This window comes from Longicatena sp. 210702-DFI.1.196 (genome assembly GCF_020563125.1).
GTDB lineage: Bacteria > Bacillota_I > Bacilli_A > Erysipelotrichales > Erysipelotrichaceae > Longicatena > Longicatena caecimuris.
Genome location: NZ_JAJCPX010000011.1, coordinates 17,909 through 40,149, shown reverse-complemented (window position 1 = coordinate 40,149; position 22,241 = coordinate 17,909). Strand labels below are relative to the sequence as shown.

The window sequence follows — 22,241 nt, the reverse complement described above, 5'->3', positions numbered from 1 at the left end:
TTATAAAAATGTCAATTTAGTGTGAAAACATGCCCGATAATGTCTTGAAATTTCCAGAAATTGCCTATATAATTTAGACGGAAGCCTTTTCACATGGAACAACGTATACCTTTATAGATATTTACTTTTTTGTTGTAAATGTCTTTTTTTATGCTCTTTTTTTCACTTAAATATCAAGTTTAAGAGAAAATTCGCTTGATTTAAAAAGGTATAGTATATTAAACAGAAATGAATTGAGGGAGGTTAGCAAAATGAGGAAAAAATTATTACTTGTTGCGACGTTTTTGTTGGCTTTTATGATCTTTCTAGTTCCGATACGTGCAGTTGAATCAGAAAGATGCATAATCAAAATTCATTTAGAGGATTTGCAAGTTCAGTCTTCTGATATGAATGGAGTCAAATTTTATGTATATAAGATTGGAGAAATTGACAAGAACGGAGATGCAAAAATCTATCCTAAATATGGATATGAAACATATCCACAAAACGCTCACGAATTAGATTTAGTCGCTAAAATGATATCTAAAAAGTTAGAAGATAAACCGATTTTATCTAACAGTACAGACGCTAAAGGTGAGATGGAATTGGTATTGGATGAGAAAGGTGTTTACCTGCTTATGGCAGAGGACGATAATGCATACGGTGTAATTTCTCCTTTTATTGTGCACCTACCTTATTATCAAACTATAGAAGATGTTCAATATGGACCACTTTATACTGTAGATGTGGAGCCTAAAGCATCACCAAAGCCAAATACTCCTGGAGAATCCGATGGACCAAATACTCCAGATAATCCAAATACTCCAGATAAACCAAATAATCCAAATACTCCGGATACGCCATCCGGCGGTGATACTCCAACAGATGAAAAAACACCAGGGAAAGAAACACAAACTGGAGATTTATCTAATACATATTTATATCTATTACTGATCGTGATATCAGGAGCTAGTATGTGTATATGGAAAGTGAAGAAAGGACGAGGGTGCTAATATGTTAAAGCGTTTATTACATAAATCATGCGTATGGATCATGGTAACATTACTTGTTTTAACGAATATCGATTGGACTGTCTATGCTGTTGTAAAAACAACAAGTGAAGATGAAACTGCAACATATTCTATTAATGGTGTTATCTTTGATGATACAAATAAAAATGGTGAACAAGATAAAAATGAACCAGGTGTAAGTGGCATTGAAGTAAGAGCTATTAGCAAGGATAAAAAGACCTATAAAGCTGTTACCGAAGAAGATGGTACCTATCATATAAAAGTAGATGAAGCTGGCAAATATGAAATTAATATGTGTGCTAAGTTTTCAGATATTGCAGCATATAATTTGGATAATACAGTAAAAAATAACAAGGATAAATTTGAAATAGGAAATTACGAAGATGATGTTTTTTTGCGCATCGCAGAATACGATGTAACAAAGAATGAAACCCTCAATTTAGGTTTAGTACAAGAAAATACGCAAGAAATAGAAAAAGAAATTGCTAAATTGAGTGCAACAAGATCAGCAGATTGCCAAATTTTAAATTGGGTAAGTTTAAGAGTTTGGGATAATCTTCGTGTAAAAATAAGTTATTCTGTGAATGGGCATGCAGGTGGATCTGAAGGTTATGTTTTAAAGTATTTTGGGAATAATAAAAATCAACATTTATATTGCCTGCAGCCTGGTGTAGCTTTAAATGCAGGAGATGAATTATGCTATGCAGGTGGATCCCTTTATAATAATGGATATTCAAAAGATAAAGCCTATAAATTAAGTCTTTATGCATATTATGGTATTGATAATCCAGCATGGAAGAATAAAAAACAATGGGAAAAGAATCTTTACTTTTTGGCTGCACAATCTTTGATTTGGGAACAATGTGGTGTCAAGGGTATTAAAGTTTATTACGAAACAGGAAAAGATACATACACTTATAAAAATGAAGTCGCAATGAAACAATATCGTGATGATATTTTAGCTAAAGTAAATAATCATAACAAGGTTCCTTCCTTTAATGGAAAAACAATGACAGTAACTAGAAAAGAGGCAGGCGGTAATACATTTAGTTATACAGATAGCAATGGAATATTAGGTCAAGGAAATTGTGAAGTTACTTCAAAAAGTGAAGGTATTAAAAGTGTTAGTTTTGATGGGAATAAACTAAATGTGACCCTTTCAAATAATATTAAATATGACGGAAAGACTTTGAGTATATCCTTTGTTAAAAAATTTCCTTCGTTAGGTTGGAATGTCAAACAATATTCGGCGACTAACAGGCAACGTGTCTACTTTTATGGATCTCCTAAAGATGTAAAATTTAACATCTACATAAAAGTGAATACAAATGGTAATATTCTTATCAAGAAAACGGATTCAAGTGGTAAGGCGAGAAAAGGAATTACTTTTAGCTATGGAATGGATAAAAATAATTTAAATGAAACAACCGAGCCAACGAATGATAAGGGTGAAACGAAGCTTAAACGAAATTATGCCGCTGGTACAGTGATATATATAAAGGAAAAAACTGTTCCGAATGATTTGATATTAGATACAACCATATACCAAAGAACAATAAAATCTGGTGAAAATATTGAGTTGGCAATTAAAAATAAAATTAAATCATTTCCTCTTAAAATTAAAAAAATAAATGAAGAAACAAACAACCCTATAGAGGGAGCAGTATTTTCCTATACTGATGGGAAAGCTACATATACTGGTGTTACAGATAAAAATGGACAATTCACTAGTAAGGTAAGCTTCCCAGTAGGAACAAAAATTACAATAACAGAGACTTTTGCTGGGCCTGGATTTATTGCACCGACAGGTACGGAAAAGACGCAAACACTTATAATCAATGTAAATCCGGATAAGAATGTATTTACCTTTAAAAATACAGCTATAAAAGTAAAATTGGAAATTCATAAAGAGAATAGTAGAACGCATCAACCTCTTAAAAACGTAACATTTAAAATCGGACCGAATTTAAATGGACAAGAAGGTGCTGCTAATGGTTTTGATTTTAAAACAACGGATGAAAATGGTTATATTGAATCGCGTCTATATGATGCCAGAACTAAAATTTATTACCAGGAGTGGAGCAGTGAAGATGATAGCATCAAACTGGATAAAACTATTAAAACAGTTACCTTTAATGATACTAATATTGGGATAACGGTTAAAAATGATGAGGAACCAGTTCAAATCAAAGTAATAAAAACAGGTAAAGATGATCTGCCTTTGGAAAATGTTGTTTTTGTAGTTCAGAAGGTTGTAGGCGCTTCATGGGTCGATGTAGAAACTATAAAAACTGACAAGAGTGGTAAAGCAGTTACTACTAATAAGTTTACAAGGGGTGATATAGATGCTGGCTTTATCCGTTTAGTTGAAAGAGAAACTATACCAGGATATGATAAATTAAAAGATCCGATTATGCTTTCTCTGGATAACACAATTGAGAAAAATGTCTTAGAGGTAAAGGTTGAAAATAAAGCAATCCCTACCATTTTTGAAGTGTATAAATATGATAAAGATGATAAAAACAAACCATTATCTGGTGCAGAGTTTGAAATAACAGACACCAAAGGCAATGTTGTATGTACCCTTGTTACAAACAATGAAGGTAAGGCAAAAACAACTGAGTTGTTAGCTAACACTACATACTATATCAAGGAAACAAAGGCTCCAAAAGGCTATAAAATTATTAATGGTGAAAAAGAGGCTTTTAAAATAACAGATACTGGAAATCATCCATATTACTATAAGAAAGATGTACCTAATGAGCCTATTTATGGATATATAGAAATTTATAAGAAAAATCAAGATGGTAAAGCTTTAGCTGGTATTGAATTTACCGTTTATGATGGCGATAAAATGATTCAGACATTAAAAACAGATGAAAATGGTTATGCTAAATCTAAACCATTAATAGTTAGTAGTGTTTACACACTTAAAGAAACTTGGGCACCTGCAAATATTTTGGTAGATTTTGATGATCAAACAATAGATTTTAATAATGCAAAATCAAGCAGTGGAAATAAATGGACAGGAACATTTAATCCTAACACGCTTACGATGACTTATAATATTACCAATGAGGAAACAACAGGTCTTGTAACTATTCATAAAATTGATTCTGAAAAAAATAATGTAGTAGTAAAAAATGCAACTTTCAAGCTTTATAATAGTCTTACAGGGCAATTGTTAGGTACACAGGTAACAAACGATCAGGGTATCGCAAAATTTGTTGATGTACCATTAGTAAATGACGCAAATCCTTTACAAGGCTATTATTATCTTGAAGAAACCACCCCAGGAGATAATCATATATTGCCTGAAAATACGCGTAAATACTTCCAGTTAACGAAAGAACAAGCAAATTTCGAAGAATCATTTGCTAATCCACCTGTAAAAGGTAGTATAGAAATTATGAAAGTTGATGAGGAAGATCCTACTCAAAAACTTAAAGATGCAGAATTTGCAATCTATAGTAAGAATGATCTAACCAAGGCGTTAGAAACAAAATCAACGAATGAAGAGGGTATTGTAAAATTTGAAAAGTATAGATATGGTGAATATGTTGTTAAAGAAACAAAATCTTCTAAAGGACATTATAATGATCTTGTTAATGGTGGTAATGATGATTATTGGAATGCTGAATTGCAAGGATATGTGATTAATATTAACAAAGATAAGCAGAAGATAGAACTAAATGTAACTAATCCAAAATCTTATATTCAAATTGAAGTTAATAAAAAGGGTGCAGGTGGGCGACCTTTAGAAAATGTTGAGTTTGAATTAAGAAATAGTAAAGATGAAGTTCTAGAGACATTAATTACAAATAATAAAGGTTATGTAAAAAGTATGGCTTATACAGTAGATGAGTTGAATGATGCATACATAATTGAAACAAAAGAGCTTCATGGATATATATTAGATACACAGAAACACTTTATTGATTTACCTGATAACCCTACGCACAAAATAGAATTAGTAAGTTTAAAATTAACAAATGAACCTAAGCCTGTTAACTTAAGATTATCAAAAGTTGATGATAATAATGAACCGATAAGTGCAACTTTCCATGTAAAGTTATTCAATAATTCACAAGCAGATTCTAGAACGGGGACTCCATTTTATGAAGAGGATATAGAAATTAATACAATAGATAATCCAAAAGATTTAAATTATCTTCTAGATAAATGTTTAGAAACGACTAGTACTAATGGTGGATATCATATTGAATTTAGCGAAACTAAAGCCTATATTACACAAAAAAAGTTAAATGGTTCTTTTTTGATAAAATATGTTCCTGGTGGAACTCCGCAATTAGATCAGGATAAAATTCTTACTAGCTCACTAGATGAAAGTGAAGCTATGCGTGATGCGTTATCTTTCGATGGTTACACAGGGATTATCAAAGTAAAGAACAGCTTAAAAGCTCCTAAAATTTATATTAAAAAAGTTGATGAGAATGGCAACCCATTAAAAGCAACATTTAAGATTACAAGTAGTAGAACTGGTAGTTATAGTGAAACAATTACTACAAATGTTGATGATGGATTAGCTGAAATTAAATTAAATGAGTTCTATGATGGTACTGCATCAAGTTCAACTAATGTATTAAAAATCGAGGAAACTAAAGTAGAAGGGGATTTTGCCATATTAAATACTCCAATAACTTTGAATTTTAGAATGGATTCTAATAACCAATTTAATTTAATAAGTTCAACACTACCAGATGGAGTATCATTTATTGAAAATTCATCAAAACAAATTGTGATTCAGGTTGTAAACAAAAAACCGACAACAGAATTCTATATGAAAAAATCTATGCAGTCAGAAGATAATGGTGTAATTAGTGCGATTATAGATATAGATATATATAAAAAAGGACAAACTGGAGTGCCTATTAAGACAGAAAAGGGAGTAAATATTGATAATTATAATTCAAATACACTGACAAAAATAACCGATATTTTAACTTCTCTTCCAAGTGAAAATGATTATGATGTTTATATCACTGAAACTGCAGTAATATTTAGTAGTTCGATAGATGGTAAAATATATTCTAAACAACCTAAATTTAAAGCTTTTACTTATTGCCCAAACGAATCTAATCCTAACAAGATAAAATCATTAAGTGAACTTATTAAATTAACTACAGAAGGTGATGAGTCTTCTACTATCTATAAGTATGTAATTGATTTTAAAAATGAATATGCACCTTTAAATATACAAATAAAAAAAGTAGATAAAGCTACTAATAAGCCTTTAAAAGATGCTGAATTCACAATTACAACGAAAGAAAATGAAGTTTACAAATTAGTAACAACAGGTGATGTGGAAAAAGATATAATTACCATTCCGCATACAGAATCAGTTCATATAGAAGAAACCAAGTTTCCTCCTGGATACATAGCTGGAGATGCGTTTAAGCAAGATTATGTAATTAGTGATTTCCAACAAATAAAAGAAAGCCCGTCTGACTTAGTCGCAACGAAGTATTTATTGGAGTTGGATATAAATAATATTCGACAATACGAATTTGTATTAAATAAAACAGATGAAAATGGTTCGTTAGCTAACGCAACTTTAAATTTAAATGGTACAAGTGGAAGTCAATCAATTAGTAAAGAACTTAAAACAGTAAATGGTGTTCTTGATATTACACCAGTTTTAAGTGAAATGGCTGACCTATCAATGAGTGATTGGACATTTAGTTTGACTGAAAAAGAAACAGATGATGGTTTACTTGTACTAAACGGTGTTGCAGCTACTTTTAAATTCCATCCTACGTATTTAGGCACATCAAATACTAATAAATATCTAGAAGTGCTATCTAAAAACGAAAATATGAGTGATTTAAAATTTGATTCACAAAATCGTTTTGCTGCTTCAATAACTCTTAAAAATAATAGTATACCAATCAGCTTAATTCTTAAGAAACAAGATAATAGTGGAAAACCATTAGCTGGAGCTGTATTTGAAATCAAACCTTTACATGGGAAAGCTATTGTGGTAACAACAAGTGGTACATCTTCTGGTGATAAAATTAATTTGCCATATGATGATGGATATACCTTACGTGAAACAAAAGCGCCTGAGGGTTACCAGTTAGATTCTACTGTATATTACTATACACTGAAGGACTTTACTGCTACAGGTAATCCAATTACTGCTTATAATAAGTCTGTTACTATTAAAAATAACCCTATTGTAGGTGAGTTGGAGATTACAAAACTAGATGAAAGCACGAAAGAAAAACTTAGTGGTGCTGTATTTGAGTTATATAAGGGAAAAATGCCGACATCTGGAACAGAAAGAGAAAAGTATGACAGTGTTAATAAAGATAACCCAGCTTATAAACTTATAGAAACAATCACAATTCCAGATAGTGGGATTGAAGTAGTAAAGAATCTAGCATATGGTGAATATGTTCTGAAAGAAACAACAGCTCCGAAGGATCACGATATATCTTATGAATTACAGTCTGTTAACGTTAGTGAGCATGGGAAGGCAGTAAAACTAGATGTTGAAAATAAACTAAGTTCTGGAAAACTTATTATTCAAAAGAGTACAGAAGATGGAAGTCCGCTTGCTAATGCAGAGTTTGAATTGCGCCGTAAAGATACAGACGAAAAGATCGGAGATAATTTAATTACTGGTGCGGACGGTATAGCGATTGTTGAAAGCTTGCCTTATGGTGAATATTATGTAAAAGAAATCAATACTCCACCGGGTTATATAACTGTTTCTGGGGCAATTACTAACGTTGTCATAAATAGTGATGAAAAAGAAGTGAAAGTCGTAAATAAAAAAGCAGAATTTAGTTTTAAATTAATTAAGCAGGATGCCGCAAGCGGTGATCGCTTAGCAGATGCAGAATTTGGTTTATTTAAGCATGGTGATTCACCATATAACACAACGAATCCTGCCCAACCGCTCTTAAAATTTAAAACAAATGCAAACGGTGTTTATACTGGAATGTTATCAAGTGCTGGAACTTATGATATTTATGAATTAGTACCTCCAAAAGGGTATGAACTTATTAAAGACTGTTTTGAGATAACAGTAACTAATGAAAAGCCAGCAGCGACAGAAGTAATAGTAAGTGACGATCGCTTGCCTGTTAAGGTCACGATTTATAAAGTTGACAGCAACGGTGGTAAACCTTTATCGGGAGCTGAATTCGCTATCTTCAATAAAGAAGATCTGACTACGAAAATTGCAGATGTAACGGAAACAACTACACCAGGTACGTATACAGCTTCTATCCCAGCTGCTGCAATATCTTATGTAGTAATTGAAACAAAAGCACCAGATGGTTATGTATTAGATACTACGCCTCATAACATTGTTATTAATCAAAAGGTACAAGCAGATATCATTGAGTTTGAAGCTGAACCACTGACAATTTCTAATGATGAAATGTCAGGAAATGTTGAAGTTGTAAAGTATGATGAAACAACAGGAACTAAAAAATATTTAGCGGGCGCAGTATTTGAAATTTATGATAGCAGCGGTAAGGTAGTTGATACGATAACGACAAATATCGAAGGAAAGGCAATGAGTAAAAACCTTAGCACTGGATCTTACACAATGAAAGAAATAAAGGCTCCAGAAGGTTATGAACTAGTTTCAGATGTGTATGACTTTACAATATCCCCAACTGTTAAACATAAGACGATTTCTGTTGAAAACAAGCCTTTAACCGGTTCATTCAAAGTGAAAAAAGTAGATGCTGAGGATCAATCAAAAGTCTTAGCAAATGCTACATTCGCAATCTATAAAAGCTATGAAGATGCAAAAGCATTAAGCGGAGAGCTTAAATCTATCAAAACAGGAGATAGCGGAATTGCAGAATTTAGCAATTTACTTTATGGAACGTATTATGTAAGAGAAACAGGTGCCCCTAAAGGTTATTACTTATCGACTGAAATTAAGACGGTGGAGGTAAATAAAGATTCAGGAAAAACAAATGCATTGCCATTTGTATTCACAGATGTTAAAAAACCGACCACAGGAAAATTCAGTGTGTTAAAACGTGATAAGGATACTGCTGAGGGACTGCAAGGTGCAGAATTTAAGGTAGTAGGAATTAATGTTCAATATGATAAAACCTATATGACAGACCAAAATGGTACCTTTACTACAGATGAATTAGTGTTTGGTGAGTATAGAGTAACAGAAACAAAAGCACCAAAAGGCTATAAGCTTGCTGAAAATCCAGTACAAACTATAAATTTGAATGCTGATTCTGATGAAGACTCATTATTGCTTATCTATGATAATGCTAAAATTAGGGCAAGTTTGGAAATTCTTAAGGTAGATAGTTCTGATGAGCATAAACCATTGGAAAGTGCGACATTTGATATTTATTCTTTAGATGATTATGGTAATCGTGTTGAATTTATCGAACGTTTGATTACTGACAGCAATGGTAAAGCTACATCTACTTTATTAGGTGTTGGAAAATATGAAATCGTAGAAATTAGTGTTCCAAATGGTTATAAATTATCAGAAAATAATGATTTATACTTTACTGTTAATGAAAATAGTCCAGAGGTCATAACAAAAACCATTGTAAATGATGCTATAACTGGTAGTCTTAAACTAAATAAAAAAGATTCTGAGACGAAAGAGCCTGTAGAAGGTGTTGAATTTACTGTTTATGATGCTGATGATAATGCATATGCAGTATTGAAGACAGATAAATACGGAATAGCATCACTTGATAAAATACCATATGGTAATTACTATGTAAAAGAAACAGATGTACCTGATGGATATAAATTGAATAAAGATTTCTATGAGGCATTTGCAATCGCCAGTAAAGATGGACAAGTATATGAATATACAATTGAAAACGAACCTATCAAAGGAGCAATTGAGTTAGTCAAAGTAGATGCTGAAGAAACAGGAATTGGTGTACCTGGAGCGACTTATGGAATTTTCAAAGAAGCTATATTAAATGAAGAAGGTAAGTATGAAGTTGTAGAAAGTTCCTATATGGAAGGCTATGATATGGTTACCTTACCTGATGAAATTGAAATAATGGATCCAAATGAAAATCCTGAAGAATATGCCAGCGATGGTTCAGTAGCAGAGGAATCTGATCCAAATATTGAAATTAATAACACGCTGATTACGCATGTTCCAGTGAAATCAAAAATTCTAGATTTAGGAACATATTATGTAAAAGAAATTGAAGCACCTAAAGATTATGAAATAAACGATGCTGTTCTTGTCGCAGAAGTGAAGCAAAATGAAGATGAGGAAACCAAATATGATGATGTTTTAATTCAAGTTGAAACAAATGATGTTCCTAAAAAAGGAAAAGTAGATATTTTAAAGGTTGATGCAAAGGATTCCAAAAAGAAACTTAAAGATGCTGTCTTTGCTATATTTACAGAAGAAAGCTATAATCAATATTTAGAAGATTTGAAGATTCTTGAAAAAGATCCTAATGCTGATATTTCTGTTACGGAAGCAGAGATTTATTTAACGACAGATGAAGAAGGAAAAGCATCCTATGATCAACTTAAATTTAATGAGAGCTATGTATTGATTGAGTATAAAGCTCCGTTGAATTATGAATTATCCGACAGAGTTGAAAGGTTTACGCCAAGTGCAGAAAATCCTTCATTTGATTATACGTTTGAGAATACTTATCATGATAGTATTACCATTCATAAAATAAATGAATTCGGCTTGCCATTAGAGGGAGTAACGTTTGCACTGCATTGGGCTGGAGAAGATGGACAGGTGCAAACTGATGATGATGAAAAAATAGCTACTTTTGAAACGGGCTATGACGGTAAAGGAATTGCATCTTATCGAAGCGACCAGTTAGCTCCTGGCAGATATTATGTAACGGAAGAAAATCCTGCTAGCTACGGCTATGATAAATCAGATGAAATTAAAATCATTGATATTACGCCAGATAAGCATGATTATACCTTTTATTTCGAGAATCAGCCGTCAAAAGGTGAAATTGAATTATGGAAAACCGATGAAGCCGGTAAACCATTACCTGGAGCAAAATTCGTACTTTATAAGGCAGGCAGTTCCTGGTATCAAGATGAAGAGTTTGGCGATGTCACAGAAGATGTTAAAATTATGGATATTGAGCTTGATGAAAACCAACACGCATTAATTAAAGATTTAGATATTGGTTTCTATGTCATAAAAGAAGAGCAAGCTCCGGAGGGATATTTGCCAATCAATCCAATATTAATTAACCTATACTCTGATTCAACAGCTACGGAAAAAAATGGTAAGATTTATTATCATTATGAGAATCACATTGTGAATTATCCTATCAGTGGACAAATTGAAGTTCAAAAATCTTTAAAAGGCCCTGATGGCAATAAAGTCATTGGTAATTTAGAGAAGGCTACTTTCGAAATTCGTGATAGCAAAAATGCTGTTGTTGATACCTTGGTAACCAATAAAGAAGGTAAGGCTACAAGTAAAACATTATCTAAAGGAACATATTCGATAGTAGAAACCAAAGCACCGGATGGAAGTATTTTAAACGAAAATATCGGTACTGTTACGATTGATGGTTCTAAAGTTGATGAGCCATACGTTTATGAATTTACGAATGATGTATACACAGGCAAATTAAAAGTTATAAAGGTAGACGAGTACGGCAATACCTTAGCAGATGCCACTTTTGAAATAACAAGTGATGCGACGAATGAAGTGGTTGACAAAATAACAACTAAAGCAAATGGAATCGGAATCAGTAAGGATCTGCCATATGGATGGTATACAATACGTGAAACTATTGCACCACCAAACTGTGAGATTGATACGACTTCATATCACCGATTAATAGGCGATAAAGATGCGCCAATTGTTGAAGTTAAATTGGAAAATCATACCTCTAAAGAAGGTGTTATCAAACTTCTCAAGTATGACAAGGATAATCCAGAAAAACGATTACCAGGTGCAGAATTTAAGATAACATCTGTTAATGACCCTACATTTAGTGATGTGAGAATTACAAATGATAATGGTGAGATTCTATTAAATAATTATACACCGGGTGAATATAAAATCGTTGAAACCAGAGCACCGGAAGGATATCGCCTAGATCCTACGCCAACTTACTTTACGGTTGAAGATAAGAGCGATAGTTTCTTAATTCCTTTAACGAACGAACTTGAAAAAGGTAAAATCACATTTAGTAAAACAGGGGAAGTTCTTACTGGCTATGTGGCCGATCAAACGATAAGTGGTTTATTGCATCTGAATTGGGAAACTAAGAATTTGGAAGATGTTACCATTGGTATTTATGCTACTGAAACATTGTATTTAGATGGTAAGAAGTATGAAAAAGATGATTTAATACTTGAATTAAAGAGTGGTGAAACAAGTATTGATTTGCCTCTTGGAACTTACATGTATAAAGAATTGTCAGCACCATCAGATTATTTGCTTGATACAGAGTTCCATCAAATTAAGTTGACATCATCTGATACAACAGAAAATGCAGAAGCGTTTATCGATATGGATGATACGCATGCTACGTTTACGGCCAAATTAACAAAACAATTTGACGGTATGAACAATCCTGAATTATTTAAATATGTAAAATTTGGTGTCTTCACACAATATGCGATTGAATACATTGATAACAATGGTAATCAGAATGTGATACCTGCGAATTCTATGGTTGCAATGTTTGGCATTGATTCAAATGGCAAGAGTACGATGTCTGGTATTAAATTACCAGAAGGAAGATATTATGTAAGAGAAACGGCTACTGCACCAGGCTATGTTTTAAATACAACAACTATTCCATTTATTATAAATTATGATAATAAAAATGTGGAATTACAAATAAGGAATGATGACGATCCGATTATCAATTATGCCGGTTATGGACAAATCAAATTACAAAAAGTCGGCGAGACCTTCACTGCAATTGAAACAGTTGAAGAAAATGGGCATATCGTTACAAAACCGGTATTCACAATGGATAGTTTGAGTGGTGCGGTGGTAGAAATACGTACAAAGGTTGCTGTTACAATCGATGGAACATATTATCCAGTTGGTGCTGTCGTCGATACGCTAAAGAGCGGTACAAAGGATATTAGTAGAAAATTACCTTATGGAACCTATGTAGTTGCCGAAAAAGAAGCACCAGATGGTTTCATAGTTGATACAAGTGAGCATGAGGTTATATTAGACCAAGATATAGTAAACTTTAAACCAACGCTTGAAACTACAACAATTGAAAACCATAGAAATAAAGTTTCGTTAACGGTTTATAAAGAATTCTATGGGGTAGCGGATGCAACGGCACTTTATCCTAAGGTTATATTTGGTATCTTCTCTGCTGAAGAAATAAAAGGTGCTAATGATGGAGCATTAATCAAGAAAGATACACTAGTTCAGTTAATGCATGTAGACAGTGATGGTAAAGCAACTAATAACACATTATTACCAGTTGGTAAATACTATGTGAAGGAACTCGATACAGCAGATAACTTCGCTGTTGAGACAGCGAAATATCCGTTTACCATAGAAAACAATAGTTCAGGTGCTATTGTAATTGATGGAATTTCTGAGGATAAGCCAATTATTAACTATCCAGATACAGGATTTACACCATTTAAGTTCCGTAAGGTGGATGAGAGTGGCAATCCATTAGCGAACGCAACATTCCAATTATTCTCTTGTACAGAACACCATACACACGATTTATTAGCAAACCCTGATGAATCTGGCAGTTGTTGGAAACCAATGGACACTAATCCTGCGGTAACAAGTGGAGAAGACGGTATTGTAGAATTCAAGAAACTAGCTAATGGTGAGTATCGCTTAGTTGAAACGGCGGCTCCTGATGGTTATGGACTACCTGATGGACAATGGAAAGTTACCATAAATAATGAAGCAACGAAACCAGTAGTTATTAACTCATTAGAAGGTGCTCCTGATGCAACATATGTTTCAGCGAATGGCACTTATGAATATCAGATTAAAAATGTGCTAGCACATAATTTGAAATTCCGCAAAGTAGATACAGATGGAAGTGCGTTGGCAGGTGCTAATTTCCAACTATATAGTTGTAATAATACAGCATCATCACATATTCATGATGAAACTGCGAATATCGATGGTACTAATCTTAACTGTTGGACACCTATAAGCAATACACCACAGATAAGTGACTCTGATGGATTTGTTGAATTTAAAAGCTTAAATGATGGAGAATATCGTTTGGTTGAGACCAAAGCACCATCAGGTTATATATTACCTACAGGTCAATGGTCAGTAACGATTAAGAACTCATCACCAACACCAATCGTGTTTAAATCAATTGATGGTGCACCTGATGTGAAAACGGTAACTATTGGTACTTCTTTCGAATATCAAATAGAAAATGAGTTATCTCATAACTTTAAATTCCGTAAAGTGGATCCAGATGGTCTTGCATTAGCAGGAGCAAGTTTCCAACTCTATAGATGTGACGATACTAGTTCAGGACATACACACGACGATCTGGCAGATATTGAAGGAAATGGCAGCAGTTGTTGGAAACCTATATCAGAAACACCGGTCGTTAGTGGTGAAAATGGATTTGTGGAATTCACAGATATTGAAGAAGGCGAATATCGTTTAGCTGAAGTAGCAGCTCCAGAAGGTTATGAACTTCCAAAAGGTCAATGGGCAATACAAGTTAATTACACTGATAAAGAAAATCCTATTAAGATTACTGCAAAAGGAAATTCGTTACCTCCAGCATTTAAGAAAGTGGAAACGAGTGATGGAAGTTATGAATATCAGGTAATTAACAGAAAGAAACAAGATTTGCCTATTATGGGTAGCACTGGAAATTCTAACTATCTGCGATATGGAAGTATAATGCTGATTCTAGCATGGTTATTAAGAAAACGTAAAAAGGAGGAATGTTATGGATCATAACCATTAAAGTTTTTCTTGATAAATTTATATAAATGTAACAGAAAGGAAAGGTAAAAGAAATGAAAAACAAATTGAAAAAAATCACAGCTATGTTATTGAGCATAGGAATGCTAATGACATTATGTGTTGGCGCAAATGTAAAGGCAGCTGAGCCTGAGACGGGTAGTATCACGATTCACAAGTTAAAAGTAGAAGAAGAGGATGACTACAATAAATTAGTTGAGGGATTGAATAATAAAGGTACTGGACAATTATTAGAAAAAGACAATCCACTTATCAAAGATTATAAGCCATTCCCTGGTATTACATTCAAATTAACAAAACTTGTCGATGATGGAAGTGTAAAACTAGATCCTAAAGAGGCTACTGATTTATTCAATAACCATAGAGATAAGACGTTTGGTACTGATGGAACTAAAGAAGGTACAACAGATGATAATGGTGAGTATAAATTTGATAATTTGCCATTAGGTGCTTATTTATTACAAGAAGAAGATCATGCGCAAGTTAGCAAAAAAATGGCACCAGCGATTATATATGTACCAACATATAATCCTGAAAACAAAACAGATACAAATGCTCCAAAATGGTTATATGATATTCATGTATATCCTAAGAATTTAATTCATCAAGGTGGTCCAGATATCGATAAAGATGTTGTCAATGAGGGAAATAATCATGCAGGTGAAAATATTGGTGATGTTTTTCCTTGGATTATTACTACAACGGTTCCATTAAAAGATGATGAAGAAATTTATAACAAATATATTATTACAGATGTAATTGATTCACGCTTAGATTTTGTTAATGAAGAGAAGATTTCAATCGAAATGCGAGACTCTTATGGAAATTCACATGATTACTTAACGCGCGATGCTGATTATTATACACAATATGATGAATCAACACGCGAATTGAAAATCACATTAACTAATGATGGTATTAGAAAGATCTGTAGTGTTGCAAGAAATGGAAAATTGGTTACGAAGTTCTATACAAAAATAAATGATTCAGCAATTTTAGGCGATGAAATTGATAATACTGCTCATTTATCTTTTACAAACTTCAGTGGTCAAGATTATGAGAAAGATAGCGATACACCAGAAGTACATACTGGCGGTATTAAAATGATAAAGGTTGATAAGGAAAATTCTGCAAAAGTATTGAAGGGTGCAGAATTCCAGGTTTTTGCATCTGAAGCGGATGCAAAAGCTAAAAAGAATCCAATCAGCATTAATGGTAAGAATACTTTTGTATCAAATGAACAAGGTATCGTAGAAATCTTTGGTTTAGCTTACGGTACTTTGGGTGAGTCATATGAAGAAAACAATAATCGTTCAACGGATTATTGGATCGTAGAGACAAAAGCTCCTATTAATGAGAAAGGTGAACCATATAGCTTATTGAGTGAGCCTTTAAAAGTAACAGTTAATGCTACAAGTCATTTAGATAATCAAACAATAACTGTATACAATGCACTGACAAATACTGATCTTCCATTCACCGGTGGTATTGGTACAATTATCTTTGTTATCGGTGGTATTGCTTTAATTGGTGCAGCAGTTGTATTAAATAGAAAAGGCAGCCGTAAAGCTGTTAAGTAGAAAATCAGGGGATTCAGTTCCCCTCTTTTCTGCTTTATACGACTAAGATGAAAATACGAAAGCTAATAACAACCTTGCTGTTTCTAGGTGGTGTTATTTTACTGGCCTATCCAAACGTAAATGTTTTATTGTCTAATCATGATCAAACCATAGCTGTAAAGAAATACAATGATAAGGCATTGCATTATGATAAAGCAATGGTAAAAAAGGAAATTGATAAGGCAAAGGTATATAACAAAAGCATCTTAGGTACTGAGGTACATGACCCTTTTGTACCTGGAAGTGGTGTGGTTATTCCTGATAACTATAATGACATCATGAATGTTGCCTCCGGTATTATGGGCACATTGGAGATTCCTTGTATTGATTTAAACTTGCCTATTTATCATGGTGTGGCAGAAAAAGTTATCCGCAAAGGTGTTGGTCATTTACGTGAGACGCCATTTCCTATTGGAGGGAAAGGAAATCACACGGTTTTAAGTACTCACCGCGGCTTGCCTGAGGCAAAATTATTTACAGATTTGGATAAAATGGAAATTGGTGATGAATTTTACATTCATATTTATAATCAAGTTCTTGCTTATAAAGTAGATAAGATCATCGTAGTGAAACCTAATAAAACAGAATATTTAAAACCAATTGCCGATGAAGATCATGTGACTTTATTGACCTGTACACCATATGGAATCAATTCACATCGCTTATTGGTAAGAGGAATACGAACAAAGTACATACCAAAGCATAAAGCAATGATAACAAAGAAAACGTGGCCAAAGGAAATAATTATACTGTTAGTGCTAACTGGAGCTTTAGTATTGATGATAGGTTATAAAATAGTTAAAAAAGTAAGGAGTCGAAAAAATGAAACAAAAATCAGCTAGAATAAAAAAGATAATGGCAGTATTCTGCTGTATGGTGATGGCAATGGCAATTGCCGGATGCCAGCGTACGGATAAGTCTTCACCAAAAGGTTTAACAGAAGTTTATTTGGAGAAGATGAAAGAAGGAAAGTATAAAGAAGCATGTGATACCGTCGGTGCTGAATTTGATCAAAAAAGCTATGATAAGAGTGCTAGTTTGCAAAAAGAACTTATGAAGTTAACTTATGCAAATATGACCTATGAGGTTAATGAAGAAAAAATCAAAGATGATAAAGCAACAGTCAGTGTTAAAGTAAAAAACTTTAATTATATAGATACAATGAACGATGCTATCTATGAAACTATGAAACAAAAAAAAGATGATGAATTCACGAAAAGTGAGTTTACAAAGAAAATGAAAAAAGCAAAACAAAAAGAAGAAACTGTTTTAGTTAACTATCGCAAAGAGAATAAAAAATGGATTTTTGATGGTAGCAATTCTTTGTTGAATGCGGCTATGTTAGGATATTTGAATTCTTAATTGTTAAAATTATTTAGAAATGATATAAATTTTTGTATATTTATATTATTTCTTTATATGTTTCATTCATAAGAAAGGAACAGTAAATTATGCAGACGATACACGTTCTTGAAATACAGAAAATAGATGTGATATGTGAAGATAACAGAGGCTTTGATGAGAAAAATTTATGTTTACAATTATTCTCTGATGCCAGTTATTCCATACCTGTACGCAGTTGTGATTTTTTCTATATTTGGAATATGATCACAAACTATCATCCTCGAAGTTATTGTCACAGACGGATTCATGATATACAAGAAAACTACTTTCTGATGTGTATTGATGATAATGCAAAAATACAAAAATTAATTACAAATTTAAAAGAATTGTCTATGTCACAGGTGTATCAAGCATTACTTAGTGAAACACACCAGCAATATCGTGGTAATTATTTAAAATGTCTGGAAAATCTAAAGAAAGTGCTCTTAGTATCTTTCCAAAAGGCTTATGATGAACATAAAGGTATCGTATATTACAATGACGATTATTAAGATAAATGAATAGGTAAGGGAAGTCATCTTGTGAGATGATTTCCTTTTTCATCTGCGTATGGTAAAATAAGCAGGTAACGAAAGAGGATGATATATATGTTATTGTCAGTGGAACATTTAACAAAGCATCAGAATATAAAACCAATTGTAAAAGATGTCAGTTTTGCGATTGAAGATCATGATAAAATTGCCTTGATTGGTGTCAATGGTACTGGTAAAACGACCTTGTTACGTATCATAGCAGGTCTTGAAACGTATGAAGAGGGTAATATGATACGTAAAAATAATTTACGAATCTCTTATCTTCCCCAAGACCCTGTGTTTGATGAAGAGGATACGATCTTGCATCAAATTTTATGTATGGATAAAGATATTAAGGAATTTGAGGCAAAGGCAATATTAGGGAAACTTGGTATTTATGATACTGCGCGCATTGTGAAGCATCTTAGTGGTGGACAGCGCAAACGTGTTGCTTTAGCAAGAGCCTTGTTACAGCCTTGTGATCTTTTACTATTGGATGAGCCGACTAACCATTTGGATAATGATATGATCGAATGGCTAGAGAAGTATTTATTGCGTTATTCTCATGCGATCTTTATGGTAACACATGATCGTTATTTTTTAGAACGTATCTGTGATAAGATGATGGAAATCAATCAGGCAAACATATATACCTATGAGGCTAATTATTCACAATATTTGGAATTAAAAGCACAACGCGAAGAAATAGCGCAGGCGAATGAGCGCAAACGGCAAAATATTTTGCGTACGGAACTTGCCTGGATGCGTGCCGGTGTACAAGCCAGAGGAACAAAAAGCAAGGAACGAATCGAGCGGTTTCATAAACTTAATGCAATAGAGAAACCGAATGAACAAGAGAATATAAAATTGGATGCTATAAGTTCTCGCTTAGGTAAGAAAATTATCGAATGTGAAAATTTATCTAAGGCGTATGGGGAACACCTCTTGTTTCATGATTTTTCTTATCATCTTCAAAGAAATGACCGCATTGGTATTTTGGGTGCGAATGGGTGTGGAAAGACAACCTTATTGAGAATATTGGCAAAAGAATTGGCTCCAGATAGCGGTGAGGTGGTACATGGAGATACGGTTAGAATAGGCTTCTTTAAGCAAGGACATGAAGAAATGGACATGTCTATGCGCGTATTGGATTATATTCAGGAAAGCTCGAATGCCATTACGACCATGGAGGGAACATATACAGCTTCGCAAATGCTGGAACGATTCTTGTTTGATGCCAAAGCGCAATATATGCCAATTGGGCGTTTATCCGGTGGTGAACGCAGACGGTTATATTTATTAAAGGTATTGATGCAGGCACCAAATATCTTGTTTTTGGATGAACCAACCAATGATTTAGATATTCAGACCTTACAGATTCTGGAAGATTATCTGGATACATTTAATGGGGCGCTTATTACGGTGTCACATGACCGTTATTTCCTTGATCGTATTTGTGATAAGCTGTTTGTATTTAATTCGGATAAAACGATACAGCAGTTTTTGGGAGGCTATAGTGCCTTGATGGAACTAGGGGAAAAGAACACAGCAGTAGATAAGAATGAAAAAGCAGTGAAACCAAAGGTAAGTCCGCGTTTATCCAGTAAAGAGAAACAGGAACTGGAAATGATGGATGAACATATGGAAAAGCTGCAAAAACAAATTGAAGCGATTGATGAGCAAATGGAGATGGATACACAAGATTTTGTGAAATTGCAATCTTTAAGTGAACAGCGGGAAGCCTTGGAAACCAAGATTGAAGAATTAATGGAACGCTGGGAGTATCTTAGTGAAAAACAGCAGGCCATCGAAGATTTAAAAAAAGGAAAAAGCAGATGAAGCGTGAACGTTTATATGGAATCACGATATATTTGTTGAATCATGGGCGTACCAGCGCCAAAACATTAGCAGAATATTTTGAGGTTTCAGTGCGCACGATTCAGCGGGATATGGATGCCTTAAGCATGGCGAAAATTCCTATTATTGCTTATCCCGGTAGTGATGGCGGTTATGAAATACAAGAAGGTTATCGCTTGGATGAACAATGGGTGAATGAGGAAGAGTTTTCTATGATGGCTACTGCATTGCAAGGTTATTCCAGCGCAATGGGAGAAAATCAGGTAGTTGATTTATGTGAAAAGATAGAACAGCTCTCTAAAGATGATTCCCATATCCTGTTAGATTTTAGTGTATTACAGGAACATCCGCTCATCTATCAACATTTGCAAATCATTAAAACAGCCATGCTGAAGCATTGTTGCTTACGCTTTATGTATACAAATGCGCGTAATGAACGAAAGAAGATAGTGGCAGATGCTGCCGGATGTATGTATAAATGGTATGCTTGGTATATGATTGCCAAAATGGAAAAAGGCTATCGTATGTATAAGTTAGTGCGTATGGAAGATATTGAACTCGTTAAGGATATGCAAGCGCAGCCGCATCCTGCATTACGTGAAATTATCGCATCTATGCATGATGAGAAACATCAACAGCCGATGATAGAAATTCGTTTGCGTTGTGATAAAGCAAAGAAACTATCAATTTTGGAATATCTGCCGGGTGAGATTTTGCAGGAAGATAAAAAAACTTTCTTATATCGTTTGTATGTGCCTAAAGATGAGCATTTCTGGTATGCGAATCTGTTAGCCTTTGGCGATAGGATTGAAGTGTTACAGCCAATAACGTTAAGAAAACGTATCTATGAAGACAGTAAACGATGGATACAACTTTATCAAGAACTATGACATACTGTTGTCGTAGTTTTTTTGTTATGATATAGCTGTACATAGGAGGATGCAAGATGAAAAGAGAATATGGTATTGCGCGCTGTGGACTTGCCTGTTGTTTATGTAGTGAAAATACGACTTGTCAGGGGTGTTTAGGTGACAATTGTGCTTTTATGGATGCTTGTGAAAATCGCAATTGCTCAAAAGAAAAACAATACGGACATTGTTATGAATGTGACAAGGAATGTCGCAAGGGTATGTTGAGTAAGAGCAAACCTTATGGCTTTACTCTATTTGCAAAGCGATATGGCGAGGAAAAACTTTTAGATTGTCTGGCAGCGAATGAAAAGAATGGGATTGTTTATCATAGAGAAGGTATTTTTGGTGATTATGATGTGTTTGATGATGTTGAAGAATTGATACAATTTATTTTAACGGGGAAACGTGGATGAAATAGAATAGAAAAAGCTGCTCATGACAAGAGTGAAGATTGCTCTTGTCATAGGGCAGCTTTATGTTATTGCTCTACAGTGTTGTGTTCTGCATCCCATTCCATGATAACATGTTCTAATACTTCAGCAGCAGTAGCAACTGTATTCTCACATTTTATTTCTTTATTATGAAATACCGGTTTGATTTGCGCACATAGGCGAGAACCCATGCGTTTCTGAAAAGCGATGACCAGCTTTTGCGTCAATGGGCGCATATCTGCATAATCATGTGCTTTGGTTTCTACATAGCGAGAGCTGATGACACAAGCTGCACCGCTGAGGGCACCGCAGACATCCCCAATTTGAAAACCTCCCCCAAAAGCGGCGGTCATATTCATGTCCTTGTCATGTAGCCCCAGATCATAGACCTCATTTCCCGCACGAATGATACTTTCTGCACAGTTATATCCCATGCGATAATACTTTATAGCAACTTCTTTTAACATAAACCAATTTCCTTTCTCTTCATACGAATTAATTTTAGCATGCTTGTTTTTCGTGTCAAGAAAGGGATGTGAAATTCATGCATTA

10 protein-coding genes are annotated in these 22,241 nt (G+C 33.8%); 9 read left to right on the top strand and 1 reads right to left on the bottom strand.

Annotation, left to right across the window (positions count from 1 at the left end):
- Positions 1-251 precede the first annotated feature (251 nt).
- The 9 genes from LI241_RS15895 (at position 252) to LI241_RS06705 (ending at position 21,671) form a co-directional block, all read left to right on the top strand.
- Positions 252-992 carry a hypothetical protein gene (locus tag LI241_RS15895; RefSeq protein ID WP_008689343.1) on the top strand — a complete coding sequence of 247 codons (741 nt, stop codon included), beginning with the start codon at positions 252-254 and terminating at the stop codon, positions 990-992.
- A 1-nt stretch (position 993) separates the two neighbouring features.
- Positions 994-14,931 carry a SpaA isopeptide-forming pilin-related protein gene (locus LI241_RS06740; protein WP_227151108.1) on the top strand — a complete coding sequence of 4,646 codons (13,938 nt, stop codon included), beginning with the start codon at positions 994-996 and terminating at the stop codon, positions 14,929-14,931.
- Between the two features lie 59 nt (positions 14,932-14,990).
- Positions 14,991-16,535: a SpaH/EbpB family LPXTG-anchored major pilin gene (locus LI241_RS06735; protein WP_008689337.1), complete on the top strand. Its 1,545-nt coding sequence runs from the start codon at positions 14,991-14,993 to the stop codon at positions 16,533-16,535.
- Positions 16,536-16,582: 47 nt separating this feature from the next.
- Entirely contained in the window at positions 16,583-17,416 is an 834-nt protein-coding gene (locus LI241_RS06730) for a class C sortase (RefSeq protein ID WP_008689334.1), read from the top strand.
- On the top strand, positions 17,397-17,936 hold the full coding sequence (locus LI241_RS06725; protein ID WP_008689332.1) for a hypothetical protein: 540 nt from the start codon (positions 17,397-17,399) through the stop codon (positions 17,934-17,936). The genes LI241_RS06730 and LI241_RS06725 overlap by 20 nt, the downstream gene beginning before the upstream one ends.
- 89 nt (positions 17,937-18,025) lie before the next feature.
- Positions 18,026-18,469 carry a hypothetical protein gene (locus tag LI241_RS06720; protein WP_008689330.1) on the top strand — a complete coding sequence of 148 codons (444 nt, stop codon included), beginning with the start codon at positions 18,026-18,028 and terminating at the stop codon, positions 18,467-18,469.
- 96 nt (positions 18,470-18,565) lie between these two features.
- Positions 18,566-20,329 (top strand): ABC-F family ATP-binding cassette domain-containing protein, encoded by a 1,764-nt coding sequence (locus LI241_RS06715; protein WP_008689328.1) that lies wholly within the window; start codon positions 18,566-18,568, stop codon positions 20,327-20,329.
- On the top strand, positions 20,326-21,237 hold the full coding sequence (locus LI241_RS06710) for a YafY family protein (protein ID WP_008689327.1): 912 nt from the start codon (positions 20,326-20,328) through the stop codon (positions 21,235-21,237). Before LI241_RS06715 ends, LI241_RS06710 begins: the two co-directional genes overlap by 4 nt.
- A 56-nt stretch (positions 21,238-21,293) precedes the next feature.
- Positions 21,294-21,671: a hypothetical protein gene (locus tag LI241_RS06705; protein WP_008689326.1), complete on the top strand. Its 378-nt coding sequence runs from the start codon at positions 21,294-21,296 to the stop codon at positions 21,669-21,671.
- Between the two features lie 65 nt (positions 21,672-21,736).
- Here LI241_RS06705 and LI241_RS06700 read toward each other — a convergent pair whose 3' ends face one another.
- Positions 21,737-22,156, bottom strand: a complete 420-nt coding sequence (locus LI241_RS06700) for a C-GCAxxG-C-C family (seleno)protein (protein ID WP_008689325.1) — start codon at positions 22,154-22,156, stop codon at positions 21,737-21,739.
- Positions 22,157-22,241 lie beyond the last annotated feature (85 nt).

Coding starts and splice junctions, on each gene's coding strand:
- LI241_RS06715 (WP_008689328.1), top strand. CDS start 18,566: ATGTTATTGTCAGTGGAACATTTAACAAAGCATCAGAATATAAAACCA.
- LI241_RS06735 (WP_008689337.1), top strand. CDS start 14,991: ATGAAAAACAAATTGAAAAAAATCACAGCTATGTTATTGAGCATAGGA.
- LI241_RS06730 (WP_008689334.1), top strand. CDS start 16,583: ATGAAAATACGAAAGCTAATAACAACCTTGCTGTTTCTAGGTGGTGTT.
- LI241_RS06710 (WP_008689327.1), top strand. CDS start 20,326: ATGAAGCGTGAACGTTTATATGGAATCACGATATATTTGTTGAATCAT.
- LI241_RS06720 (WP_008689330.1), top strand. CDS start 18,026: ATGCAGACGATACACGTTCTTGAAATACAGAAAATAGATGTGATATGT.
- LI241_RS06725 (WP_008689332.1), top strand. CDS start 17,397: ATGAAACAAAAATCAGCTAGAATAAAAAAGATAATGGCAGTATTCTGC.
- LI241_RS15895 (WP_008689343.1), top strand. CDS start 252: ATGAGGAAAAAATTATTACTTGTTGCGACGTTTTTGTTGGCTTTTATG.
- LI241_RS06740 (WP_227151108.1), top strand. CDS start 994: ATGTTAAAGCGTTTATTACATAAATCATGCGTATGGATCATGGTAACA.
- LI241_RS06705 (WP_008689326.1), top strand. CDS start 21,294: ATGAAAAGAGAATATGGTATTGCGCGCTGTGGACTTGCCTGTTGTTTA.
- LI241_RS06700 (WP_008689325.1), bottom strand. CDS start 22,156: ATGTTAAAAGAAGTTGCTATAAAGTATTATCGCATGGGATATAACTGT.